The sequence below is a fragment of the Agriterribacter sp. genome (assembly GCF_035445465.1).
Lineage (GTDB): Bacteria > Bacteroidota > Bacteroidia > Chitinophagales > Chitinophagaceae > Agriterribacter.
Genome location: NZ_DAOMQT010000021.1, coordinates 30,223 through 42,978 on the forward strand (window position 1 = coordinate 30,223; position 12,756 = coordinate 42,978).

The 12,756-nt window shown below is 43.9% G+C and carries 10 protein-coding genes; 5 read left to right on the top strand and 5 right to left on the bottom strand.

The window, feature by feature from the left end; genetic code table 11:
• Positions 1 to 155 precede the first annotated feature (155 nt).
• Positions 156 to 515 (bottom strand): helix-turn-helix domain-containing protein, encoded by a 360-nt coding sequence (locus PLE34_RS11960; RefSeq protein ID WP_324557226.1) that lies wholly within the window; start codon positions 513 to 515, stop codon positions 156 to 158.
• A 430-nt stretch (positions 516 to 945) separates the two neighbouring features.
• Between PLE34_RS11960 and PLE34_RS11965 the strand changes: the two genes are divergently transcribed.
• From PLE34_RS11965 to polA, 3 genes are all read left to right on the top strand, one after another.
• Complete coding sequence (locus tag PLE34_RS11965) at positions 946 to 1,689, top strand: ParA family protein (protein WP_324557228.1); 744 nt, start codon at positions 946 to 948, stop codon at positions 1,687 to 1,689.
• A gap of 61 nt (positions 1,690 to 1,750) precedes the next feature.
• Positions 1,751 to 2,479 carry an esterase family protein gene (locus PLE34_RS11970; protein WP_324557230.1) on the top strand — a complete coding sequence of 243 codons (729 nt, stop codon included), beginning with the start codon at positions 1,751 to 1,753 and terminating at the stop codon, positions 2,477 to 2,479.
• Between the two features lie 258 nt (positions 2,480 to 2,737).
• Positions 2,738 to 5,590: a DNA polymerase I gene (gene polA, locus PLE34_RS11975; RefSeq protein WP_324557233.1), complete on the top strand. Its 2,853-nt coding sequence runs from the start codon at positions 2,738 to 2,740 to the stop codon at positions 5,588 to 5,590.
• A gap of 3 nt (positions 5,591 to 5,593) precedes the next feature.
• Here polA and PLE34_RS11980 read toward each other — a convergent pair whose 3' ends face one another.
• The gene (locus PLE34_RS11980) at positions 5,594 to 7,609 is read right to left on the bottom strand and encodes an alpha-ketoacid dehydrogenase subunit alpha/beta (RefSeq protein WP_502875873.1); all 2,016 of its coding nucleotides are present in this window, start codon (positions 7,607 to 7,609) and stop codon (positions 5,594 to 5,596) included.
• A 134-nt stretch (positions 7,610 to 7,743) separates the two neighbouring features.
• Positions 7,744 to 8,082, bottom strand: coding sequence for a phage holin family protein (locus PLE34_RS11985; RefSeq protein WP_324557238.1), 339 nt, complete (start codon positions 8,080 to 8,082; stop codon positions 7,744 to 7,746).
• A gap of 95 nt (positions 8,083 to 8,177) precedes the next feature.
• Here PLE34_RS11985 and PLE34_RS11990 point away from each other — a divergent pair, with 95 nt between their 5' ends.
• Complete coding sequence (locus tag PLE34_RS11990; protein ID WP_324557240.1) at positions 8,178 to 8,537, top strand: PLDc N-terminal domain-containing protein; 360 nt, start codon at positions 8,178 to 8,180, stop codon at positions 8,535 to 8,537.
• Positions 8,538 to 8,753: 216 nt separating this feature from the next.
• On the opposite strand, the gene PLE34_RS11995 is transcribed toward PLE34_RS11990, so the two are convergent.
• Both PLE34_RS11995 and PLE34_RS12000 read right to left on the bottom strand, forming a co-directional pair.
• Positions 8,754 to 10,994 carry a PspC domain-containing protein gene (locus PLE34_RS11995; RefSeq protein ID WP_324557243.1) on the bottom strand — a complete coding sequence of 747 codons (2,241 nt, stop codon included), beginning with the start codon at positions 10,992 to 10,994 and terminating at the stop codon, positions 8,754 to 8,756.
• 14 nt (positions 10,995 to 11,008) lie between these two features.
• Positions 11,009 to 11,374, bottom strand: coding sequence for a PadR family transcriptional regulator (locus PLE34_RS12000; RefSeq protein WP_324557244.1), 366 nt, complete (start codon positions 11,372 to 11,374; stop codon positions 11,009 to 11,011).
• A 426-nt stretch (positions 11,375 to 11,800) separates the two neighbouring features.
• Here PLE34_RS12000 and PLE34_RS12005 point away from each other — a divergent pair, with 426 nt between their 5' ends.
• The gene (locus PLE34_RS12005; RefSeq protein WP_324557245.1) at positions 11,801 to 12,604 is read left to right on the top strand and encodes a PI-PLC domain-containing protein; all 804 of its coding nucleotides are present in this window, start codon (positions 11,801 to 11,803) and stop codon (positions 12,602 to 12,604) included.
• Positions 12,605 to 12,756: the final 152 nt, after the last annotated feature.

Sequence of the window (12,756 nt, forward strand, 5' to 3'; positions counted from 1 at the left end):
TTTGGACTTCTTTCATGTGTTTTTAAATTACTCCCCACAATTTAAAGTAATATTCATCATCTTCCCCGAAGTAAAAAAGCCGGCAATTTCCTTACATCCAGGCTATAATGAGAACAAGTAAGTGACTGAACATTCCTTATTAATATTTCACTTTGTTAGTATGCGGCTATTAATGTTTCTGCGGGGATATCCAGTTTATCATGCAATTCCCGGATCATATTGAGCGAGAGTTTTCTGCGGCCACTCAGTATTTCCGATTTGCGGCTGCGTCCACCCAAAATGCTGGTCAGCTCTTTTTCATCTGTCCCCATTTGCTCCAGCCGGAATTTAATGGCTTCTATAGGATGGGGCGGCGGTATGGGATAATGCTTTTTTTCATAAGACTCCACCAGTATGGAAAGCACCTCCAGGTCATCGGAGCGTTTGCTTCCGGCTTTAAGCTCTTTTTGCATCAGTTCATATATACGCTGCAGGGCTGCTTCGTATTCCTTATTTGTTTTAATGGGTTTTAACATACGCTATATTTTTAGCATCAATTTTATCATAAGCCTTATGCGTTCCTGTCCAATATAATAAGGGGCTGTTTCAAAAGTAATATTTTGCCACGAAGGCACGAAAACACGAAGAAAATAAAACCTGAAGACCAGGACTTTGTGCTTGTGCCTTAGTAGCAGATCTTCTATACCGGTCCTTTTGAGACAGCCTCTTATGAAGCACTTTTCTTTAATAGATTGAGCAGTTTTTCCCGTTTGGTGGGCTTTGGTGCGTATTCCCACACTTTAATAATTTCCCATTCATTTTTTTAATGCCACAAGGGATTTGGCATCGTTGGCCCTGATGATACAGAGCATTTTATCCGCAAAAAAAAATTGCGAAACAGAGCAGTACAGGCAATAATTCCCTTCCCGCTTTCCATCAATAGCGGAAAAATGATATATTTATTGTATGGTTACCATTGCACTCTACAATTTGAAAGGAGGCGTAGGCAAAACAGCTTCCTGTGTAAATTTTGCTTATTTGGCCGCGCAGGACGGTTATAAAACCCTCCTTTGGGATATTGATCCGCAGGGTTCCGCCAGCTTTTACTACCAGTCTAAACCCAAACACAAGGGCGGCATCAAAAAGCTGATTGAAAAAGATGCTGATCTCGAAGAAGCGATCATGGCTACGGATTATGAAAACTTAGATATTATCCCGGCCGATCTTTCCGCTAAAAGTTTTGATGTGATCCTGGAAGAAATGAAGTCTTCTAAAAAGAGGCTGAAAAGCATTCTCCAGCCATTGAATAAAGTATATGATTTTGTTTTTATAGATTGTCCGCCCGGGTTTTCTGTGTTATCGGAAAATATTTTTAATGCCGCGGATATTGTATTGATGCCGGTAATACCCACTACGCTTTCTATCCGTACCTACAATATGGTAAAGGATTATTTTAAAGAAAAGAATATTGAATTGTCGAAAATGATGTGCTTTTTTACAATGGCCGACCTGAGAAAGAATATGCATAATGAGATCATGGAGACCCTGTATAAGGACAAAAAGTTTTTTGAGAACTATATCCCTTACCTTTCGGACGTAGAAAAAATGGGCATACACAAAGCGCCTATTGAAACATACGCCCGGTCGGGTTATGCGGCGCAATGTTACAGGGATCTGTGGACGGAAATCAAAGAAGGCGTGCTGGAATGAGCGCAGGAGCAGTGATTGGAATGTTTAAAGGATTAGCTTGCGCTAACACAATAATAATCGTATGAAGAGAGAACTCACTTCATGGTACAGCCACGCGCTGGGAAAAGAAATGCCTGTTGTTACATACGGTCATTACGGATTTGTCTTATTGCTGGTGCCCACCGCGGCAGCCGATTACTTAGAGTATGAGCGTTTTCAGTTGATTGATGCTATTGCCCCTTTTATAAATGAAGGAAAAGTAAAAGTGTTTTCCATTAACAGCATGAATAATGAGAGCTGGCTGAACAGGGATATGGAAGGAGCGCATAAAGGCATACGGCACAACCAGTTCAACGAGTATGTTTTTAATGAAGTGATTCCATTTATTAAAAATCATACTTCATGGGAAACACCGGTAATCATAAGCGGCGCATCTTTCGGCGCCCTGCATTCCATGAACCTCTTCCTGAAACGTCCTGATCTTTTTAACGGAACCATCGCCATGAGCGGTGTATATGATCTTACGGAATACAGCAACGGGTATTATGATGAACAGGTATACTACAATTCCCCCATACATTATATACCCAATCTTACAGACGACTGGTATCTCAGCCGTATAAGGGAAGGTAAAATTATTATCGCTACGGGCAGCGGCGCCTATGAAGACCCGCAGGCCAACCGGCGGTTTTCGGGTGTGCTGCACGATAAGGGAATACCGCATGAGCTGGATATATGGGGTGAAGACATTTCACACGATTGGCCCACCTGGCGTAAGATGCTCCCGCATTTTTTGGGAACAAGGTTTTAGGAGGAAGCGCTGAGCGTTTAAATAACCAAATCACAAGAACCAAACTTGCCGGCAGGCAGGCCTGTCCGCCGGGGCGGATAAATTTCAAATCCGAAGCCGGAAATCCTAAATCCGAAGCGAAATACAACCATAAACTACAAACCATAAATAATAAACGATAAGCCCGGGTTGCAACGAATTTCCCATGAACCCTGCAACCTGAAACATGTAACCTGCATAAATCTCAAATCTCAAATCCAAAACAATTACCTTAGCGGCATGAGTAAAAGGTTATTTCTTTTAGATGCTATGGCGCTGGTTTTCCGCGCTTATTATGCATTGATCCGTAATCCGCGCATTACGTCGAAGGGGCGTAATACCAATGCCCAGTTTGGGTTTACCAATACACTGGTGGAGCTGATCAACAACCAAAAGCCATCTCACATGGCCGTGTGTTTTGATACGCACGCCCCCACGGAACGCCATACTGATTTTGCGGACTATAAAGCCAACCGCCAGGAAGCGCCTGAAGATCTGCTAAGCGCTTTACCCGACATTAAACGTATTATACAGGGGTTCAATATTCCCGTAATTGAGCTCGATGGGTATGAAGCGGATGATATTATCGGCACGTTAAGCATACAGGCGGCCAATACGGGGTACGAAGTATTTATGGTAACGCCCGATAAAGATTACGGACAGTTGGTTAGCGATAAAATAAAAATTTATAAGCCCGGTTACCAGGGCGGTGATGTGGAAATAATGGGACCGGAGGAAATATGTACCAAATGGAATATCAAAACGGTGGATCAGGTAATAGATGTATTGGGGTTGATGGGGGATGCGGTAGACAACATTCCGGGTATTGCAGGTGTGGGTGAAAAAACAGCGGCTAAATTACTGGCTGAATACGGAACCTTAGAAAATATCCTTGAGAATGCCGGTGGCATAAAAGGTGCGCTGGGGGAAAAGATAAGAAACGGAAAAGATGCGGCCATACTGAGTAAAAAGCTGGCTACTATTATAACGAGTGTGCCGGTCACTTTTCACGAAGCCGATTTTAAATTAAAAGACTGGAACCGGGAACTGCTAATGGACGTATTTACGAGCCTGGAGTTCCGCAGCATAGCGCAAAGGATTTTGGGAGAAGCATTGCCTGTTGCCGCCAGGAACGGGCGTGAGAAAAATACAACAGGGGTTGTACAAACCGACCTGTTCCGAAATACAGAGGTGCAGGCTGTTGCAGCAAGTACGCCTCCTGAAAAAAAATCAACAGATGACGAAGCGGTTTCTACGGACGCTTTGCCCGAAGGAAAGAATATTCATAACACGCCGCATTCCTATACTGCCATAAAAGAGGAGCAGGAGTTGGAAGCCTTTGTACAAAAGTTATTAGTGCAGCGCGAAATATGTTTCGATACGGAAACAACGGGACTGGATGCAAATGATACGGAACTTGTTGGATTGAGCTTTTCGTGGATACCCGGTGAGGCCTGGTATATTCCCTGCCCGCCCGAAAGGGAAAAAACACTGGCTGTACTTAATCATTTCCAGCCTTTGTTTTCCAAAAAGGATATCACATGGATAGGGCAGAACATTAAGTTCGATATGCTGGTCTTAAAATGGTATGGGATAGAAATAGAGGGCGGGCTGTTTGATACCATGCTGGCGCATTATGTAATTGAGCCCGATGGAAAGCGGGGCATGGATTTACTGAGCGCGCAGTATCTGGGTTATGAACCGGTGCACATTGAAGAGCTGATCGGGAAAAAAGGTAAGCAGCAGGGCAATATGCGGGATGTTGAGTTGGAAAAGATAACGGAGTATGCCGCTGAAGACGCAGACATCACCCTGCAGTTGAAACTGGCGCTGGAGCCCGAACTGAAAGCGAAAGAAGTAGATAAGGTTTTTTATGAAGTAGAAAATCCGCTGGTAAAAGTGCTTGCCGCTATGGAGTTTGAAGGCGTAAGGATTGATGCGGATTTTTTAAACCAATATGCTGCCCAACTGGAAAAAGAAGCGAAGCAGGCAGAAGAAAATGTATACCAGCAGTCCGGCGTTCGGTTTAACCTGGCTTCCCCAAAACAATTGGGAGAAGTGCTTTTTGAAAAGCTGCGGTTAGATCCCAAAGCCAAAAAAACAAAAACAGGACAATATGCCACGGGTGAAGATGTGTTACTGAAGCTGGCGCAAAGCAGTAAGATTGTAGAAGATATTTTAGCTTACCGCGAGCTGACCAAACTGAAATCCACCTACGTAGACGCTTTGCCGCAATTGGTTAACCGCAAAACAGGCAGGGTGCACACTACCTACGCCCAGGCAGTGGCCGTTACCGGGAGGCTGGCGAGCAATAATCCCAATTTGCAGAACATACCCGTAAGAACAGCCAGGGGCAGGGAGATCAGGAAGGCCTTTGTGCCGCGGGATGACCGGCATATATTGCTTTCTGCCGATTACTCGCAGATTGAGCTGCGCATTGTGGCGGCTATTAGCGGCGATCCTGCCATGTGTGATGCATTCCGGCATGGTAAAGATATTCATGCGGCTACAGCGGCAAAAGTATATAGCGTTGAAGAGCTTGCGGTAACCAAGGAGCAGCGGTATAAAGCCAAAAGTGTAAACTTTGGTATCATTTACGGGCAGGGTGCATTTGGGCTGGCAGATAACCTGGGTATCAGCCGTACCGAAGCAAAGGAGATCATTGACAATTATAAAAGAGAGTTTGCAGGCATTACCAGGTATATGGATGATACCATCAATTTTGCCCGCGAAAACGGTTACGTACAAACGCTGATGGGACGTAAGCGCTGGCTGCGGGATATCAATTCGGCTAATTTTACCGTGCGCAGCTTTGCCGAGCGAAACGCCATTAATTCGCCTATACAGGGCAGCGCGGCGGATATGATCAAGCTCGCCATGCAAAAAGTGTATGCCGCAATTAAAAAAGAAAAGATGCAGAGCAGGATGATCCTGCAGGTACATGATGAACTGATCTTTGACGCGCTGAGGGAAGAAGCCGCTGAATTAAAGGCAATGATCATTGACTCCATGCAAACCGCTATGATCCTGCCCAACGATGTGCCCGTTGTGGCGGAAATAGGCGAAGGAGAGAACTGGCTGGAAGCGCATTAACGTTTAATAATGCATCAACTGCTGAACATACTGGTGCAGACGGGATTTGGCAAGAAAGTTCTTTTCAAGCTCAGCATTAAAAGGTACGGGTGTATCCAAAGAAGCGCAGCGCATAACGGGGGCATCCAGCAGGGAAAAGCAATTTTCCTGAATCCAGGCGCTGATCTCCGCCCCTATGCCACCCATTAAAGTATCTTCATGCAAGATGAGTATCCTGCCGGTGCGTGAAACGGAATCGCGGATGGCATCGTAATCCAAGGGCAGCAGGGTGCGCAGATCAAGGATGTCGAACGATGTATCCATATGTTGGGCGGCATATTCCAGCGCCCAGTGTACGCCTGCCCCGTAGGTTATGATGGAAATGTCTTCGCCTTCTTCCACCCACCGCGCTTTACCGATCGGTATTTCATAGTTTTCTTCCGGCACCGGTCCGCTTATGCTGCGGTATAGTGCTTTGTGCTCAAAGAACATCACGGGGTTAAGATCATTCACCGCCGCTATCAATAATCCTTTTGCATCCATGGCATTGGAAGGATACACTACTTTTAAACCGGGTGTATGCACAAACCAGGCTTCATTGCTTTGCGAATGAAAGGGCCCTGCGCCCACACCCGCACCCGTAGGCATCCGGATCACCACGTCGGCATTCTGCCCCCAGCGGTAATGTATTTTAGCCAGGTTATTTACGATCTGGTTAAACCCTGCCGTTACAAAATCGGCGAACTGCATTTCCACAATGCTTTTGAATCCTTCAATGCTCAATCCTAATGCGGCGCCTATAACCCCGCTTTCACATAAGGGTGTGTTGCGCACCCGGTCTTTACCAAATTTATTCAGTAAGCCTTCTGTTACTTTAAAGGCGCCTCCGTATGCTGCAATGTCCTGCCCCATCAGGATAAGGTTATCATGGGTGAGCATGCTCTGGTATATGCCCTCGGAAATGGCATCTACGAACCGCTTTTCCCGTACATTAAAGCGGGCGTTTTCAAGCGCTGCATCGTTGTCTATAATGGCTGTGGTAAAACCTCCGAATGTTATCCGTTCTGCATACACATCATCCACCTCTTCCTGCGTTGACGGAACAATAGCGGTATGGGCAAATCCTTTTTCTGTTTCGGCATCAATGTAGGTTTTGAATTCCGTTTTGATGCTTTCAATATCGGTGGTGGTTAATATGTTTTCCTGCAGCAGCCATTGTTCAAAATTATGCACGGGATCTTTAGGTTCCCACGTTGCAAATAATGCTTCCGGTATATATTTTGTACCGCTTGCTTCTTCATGGCCACGCATACGAAAGGTCATGCATTCCACCAGGTAAGGTTTCTGACGCTCAATGCAGTATTCCCTTACTCCCTTTATCGTATCGTATACGGTAAGAATATTGTTACCGTCAATCTGGATCCCTTCCATGCCATAGCCTTTCGCTTTGCCGGCAATGCTTTCGCACCTGAATTGTTCCTGCACCGGTGTGCTTAGTGCGTACCCGTTGTTTTCGACTAAAAAAATAACAGGGAGGTCCCATACGGCTGCAATATTCAATGCTTCATGAAAATCGCCTTCGCTGGTAGCGCCTTCGCCACAAAAAGCAAGCACTGCTTTATTTTCTTTTCTTAATTGATATGCCAGTGCTACTCCATCTGCTACAGCCATCTGCGGCCCAAGGTGGGAGATCATTCCGCAGATGTGGTGTTCCCTGCTGCCGAAATGAAAACTTCTTTCCCTGCCTTTGCTATAGCCGTTTTTTGCACCCTGCCATTGCATCAAAAGTTTGCTCAGTGGCATATTACGCGTAGTAAACACACCCAGGTTACGGTGCAAGGGCATGATCCATTCATCCTTTTCCATAGCCAGGGCAGCGCCCACGGCAATGGCTTCCTGCCCTATACCGCTGAACCATTTGCTGATTTTGCCCTGCCGTAATAACAGCAGCATTTTTTCCTCTATCATGCGGGGAAGCAATAAAGACCTGTAGAACTGTTCTAACTGAGTTGCCGTAAAGTTCTTTTGAGCAAAACGCATATACAAACCTATTGGTTTTTTGAAATATGCCGGTTTATCAAAATGTTGTTTCTGCTTTTTAATGGCTTTACGTTTAGTGGTAAACGTAATTTGCATGGGCATTATGATATTACCTGCATATGTATTTTATTGCTTTACTCGCTTTTGCTGCTGAGCAGCAATGAAGAAACAACAGAAAGCAGCAAGCCGAACAATAATGCCCACCAGAACCCGTCAATCGTAATGCCGTCCACCACTTTGGCTGCAAGCAGCACCATGAGGGCATTGATAACGAATAAAAAAAGTCCGAGCGTTATAATAGTCAGGGGAATGGTAAGGATAACCAGCAGCGGCCGGATAATGAGATTAACAATGGCCAGCACCAGTGCAAAAATCAATGCGGTCCAGTACGAATCAATGTGAATGCCTTTCAGCAGGTAGGCCAGCCCATAGGCTACCGCCGCGGTTACTAATAGCCGGATAATAAAATTCATAATGACAATTTTAGCAAAATGTACGAAAAATATGTCAGCATTGCTGATGCTGCACTGCTATTTTCTTTTTGTAACTTACCTGTAAATTTACAGTCATGTCAAAATCAGGAAAAATAGTACTGGGCGTACTGAGTTTTTTACCTTTCGTTTTTCTGCTCGGCTATTTTGTATGGTTCATTGGTCTCTTTGTACATATGATAGGAACTGCAGGTTTTGGTAATGCAAATCCCGGTGAAATGCCTGATTATTTTTTAGGTAACATGATCCGGATAATCATTCTGGCTGCACTGATGGGGATATTTTCTTTTGGACTGCTCATTTATTATATAGTGCATGTAGTTAATAATAAAACGATAGATAGTAATGAAAGGCTGATCTGGATCTTTGTTTTCATATTCGCAAATATGATAGGATTTCCCATTTACTGGTATATGCGTATCTGGCGTGAGGCGTGAGGTATAAGGTATAAGGTATAAGGTATGAGGTATGAGGTATGAGGTATGAGGTATGAAGGTGTGAGGCATGGGGACTTCTTTCAGGGTGTTCACAACTTACCACTTACCACTTTTACCACTCACCACAAACAACTGCCCCGCAATATTATCTTGCAGGGCAGGTTTGTTTCAACTTCAACCTTTCCTATTGAAACGATCTTTCGGGTATGTGATTTATTAACGGCCGGAAAGAAAATGAAAAGGGCTGTGCAGATCTTCCCGGGCCCCGGCTTTTACTACTTTTTCTGTTTTACCGTTATCTATGGAAACCGAAGTTTTTCTTTCCGGAACCGCTGCAGGAGGTGGTGCAGGCGACCTGGGGGGAGCGGGCTTTTTCCCTTTTTCAATGAGGATGGAATCGCCTTCCTTTTTGTAGCGGTAAGTGCCCCTGCCACTATCCATTTCGCCTTCTGCCTCTATTTCTACACTATTGTCATCTGCTTTGAACCTGAATTTTCCGCTTTTCAGCTTCCCTTTATCTTCTTCATTCCTATCCATTCTTTCCAGTCCCTCCGCAGTCATAATATACTGCACATTATTTCTCCATGAATAAGCGTTGTCCCATCTTTCATCCCAGTCAATGTTCCATCTTCTTCTGCGGTCAATATTAATATCAAACCAGTCGAACCAGTCTACACTCCTGTCTATCATTATTTTTTTACCAACCGGTACTTCAACTACCAGCATCACCTGCTGATTGCGGAATTTATCTTCCTTAGATATGGGAAATCCTTTTGGCAAAACGATCACGCTGTCATTTTGTGTTAAAGGGAAATGTACATTGCCTGCATTTTTTTCGGCTATTGCCGGGGTGTTGCCTCTTGCAAGTTTTACCAGTTGAATATGATAGGAAGAGTCGCCGCTTTTTACCACTTTTACCCTAACGGTATTCAGCAGCATGCTGTCTTCATTCATAGATAGAAAAGGAAGCTCTCCGTCAAACCATTCGCTGCTATAGTATCTTATCTTTCCGTCAGATACTTTTACAATCATATTTCCGGTTGATGGCTGCGTAATGCTAACCTGCTCCGTGGCGCTTGTTTTTGTTCTGAAGTTCCGGCTGATCATTCCTATAAGCACAAACACACTAACCAGTCCAATTATCCAAAGGCTTCCAAAAGCATAACCCAGGTAAGGATTTCCTGATTTTACCCGCATCATGCGCCTGGCGATCCATACTATAAAAGCAATGATAGGAACACCAATGAACATCGTTAACACACTCCATACCAAAAAGTTTTCCCAAAACCCTTCTAATAAGAAGTTCTTCAGGGGAAATATTCCGATACCGCTGTACAGCAGGGCAATTAAAGCGATGAGCAATGCAAAAGCTACTATACCGGCAATGAACAGAAAGAAGGCTTTAAACAACACGCCTATCGCGTTCCCTATTCCCGTTCCCGCTTTTTGAGCAAGGGGTCCTACCTCCGATGCAAACGCCTGTGTTTTCTGCTGTATGGTGCTGCTCATCTCCTGTCCCACATCTTTAGCCTTTTCTTTAAATTCAGCGCCCATTTTTTCACCACGGCCTTTTACATTCTGCAGTTCTTCCTGTACCGTATTCTTAATACTTTCCAGGTCAATCTTTTCACCACGCATTTCTAATTTCTCACTGGCGGTAACTGCACGGGGTAAAACGATCCAAAGGATAATATACGTAATGAAGAAGGTACCGCCTAGCCCGCTAAATGCCACCCAGGGGGCCTTCCAGTGCCACCAGAAACCGCTGAACAAATTAGGAAGTAAGCTCAGCATAAAAGGCAAAAGAAATAGCAACCGTGGGATCCATGAATCTATATTAAAATAAGCAGCCAGCCCTCCTGCCACACCGCCTACCATTTTGTTATCCGGGTCGCGGTAAAGCCGTTTGCGCACATTGGTTTGCAATGGCTTTGAAGGTAATATGATCCATAAAATGATATACAATAAAAAACCAAAACCAAACCCGCCGAAAGCAATGAGCGCAAAAATAATACGTACCACTGCCGGATCAATTCTCAGGTAATTGGCTACCCCGGCACATACGCCACCCAGTACCCTGTCGTTCTCTGCACGGTAAAGCCGGCGTGGTGCAGGGGCAGGTTCAGGTATAGCCGATTGCGTATAATTGCCCGTACCCGCATTTGTTGCTGTGCCCGAAGCATATGCAGCTTCTTCCTGCTCAAAATCTTCGGGTCTGCCCATACTTGCCATTACCACGTTCACATCTTCATCGGTAATACAAACCGAACCCTTCTTTAGTTTTTCATCAAACAACTCCGCAATACGGTTCTCAATATCATTGATGATCTCATCTTTACCCTCTTCATTGGCGAAATAGCGGCGCAGGCTTTCTACATACTGCTTCAACGTTTCATAAGCCGTTTCTTCAATGGGTATCACCCTTCCCTGAAAGTTTATATTTATTACCTTTTTCATGATCAGTTCAATTTTTATTGGTTGAAGTTGTTGGGGTTTGTAGCAATAGCCTGTTCATTTTGTGTTAACGCATGTACCGCATTTGCCAGTTCATTCCATGTTGCCTGTAGCTCAGCGTAAAACCCCGCCCCTTTATCAGTTAGTGAAAAATATTTCCTGGGAGGTCCTCCCGTGCTCTCTACCCAGCGATAGGTAAGCAGGTCTGCATTTTTCAATCGCGTTAATAAGGGGTAAAGTGTTCCTTCCAGAATATTAAGGTTGGCCCTTTTCATTTCCTCTATAATATCACTCGGATATACCTCTCCACGCTTAATTATAGACAGGATACAAAATTCCAGTACCCCTTTCCTCATCTGGCTCTGCGTGTTCTCGATATTCATAATCTCAGGGATTTTTCCTGCTTTTCCGGCCGGGCAAAGCAGAACGTTAACAAATTTGTTGTACCAATCTTTACCGCCACATGCTTTTATTCATCTATAAGTACTTCTATCCTTTTATGCCTGATCAGCTATTTATGGCGATTTTGCTATCTTCCGGAACAAAGATAAATACTTATTTAATACTATGCAATACATAGTACCATTTTATTTTTAGTAGTTGGTAGTGGATAGATTGCTTGAATAGATTCAAACTCAATACAGATAAGGATTTGAAAGACTTTTCAGCTAAGAAAGTTTTTATCGCTTAAAAGATAAATGGTTTTTTTTGATGACAGGCGGTACGGTTTTGAAGGTTGGCCTGCATAATCTTTTATACTTTTAAGCTTTAACAGGCATAGCGCATTGCTATTTAACAAATAAACGATCATGAAACGGTTCTCCCTGAAACATCCGCTCTTTTTTGTAGTAATCATTTTTGCCTTTTATACGGGATATGGTCAAACCATAGCATATACTGCAGCTAATGGCCATGCACATAACGACTACGAGCACAATATTCCTTTTATACAGGCTTATCATCTTGGTTTTGGCTCTATTGAAGCAGACGTGATACTGGAAAATGACAGCCTGTATGTAGGGCATAACCACAGTGATATTTTTTCAAAACCCCTCTTTTTTGAGCGGGATTATATAGAACCGCTGTACAAAGCTTTACAGGTGCAAAAAGATACTACCCGGAAAGTGATTTTACTGATAGATCTTAAAACCGAAGCGTTAGTTACACTCAAAAAAGTAATGGCTATTATAGAAAAATATCCCTTACTAACAGAAACTACTGCTGTACAGTTCGTCATTACAGGCAACCAGCCTTCGCCATCTGCTTTTGATCAATACCCCGCGTATATTTATTTTGATGGTAATATCAATAACCCGGAGCATATTCAACACATTAGCCGTATAGCCATATTCAGTGATAATTTCAGGAAGTATTCCAAGTGGAATGGCAAAGGAGATATTCCGGTGAGGGAAAAAAAGGAACTGACTACCGTTATTGAAAAAGCACATGGCTTACATAAACGGATCCGTTTCTGGGGTTGCCCGGATAATCCGCATACCTGGCAGGTATTTATGCAGATGCAGGTGGATTATATCAATACCGATCATATTGAACAGCTTGCCACATTTTTTAAAAAGCATTCCACAGCAATCATTCCTGCAGGCAGGCAATAGCCCGCTTGTGCAAAGCTTTATTGCGGGCTGTATTTGATACAAACAGAAAACAGAAAATAAAAGATAGCACATACCGTTAACAGCTAGTTTTAATTGTATTTACCTAATTTCGCAGCCACAATTGAGTAATGAAGCGTGCGAGGTAAAATAGT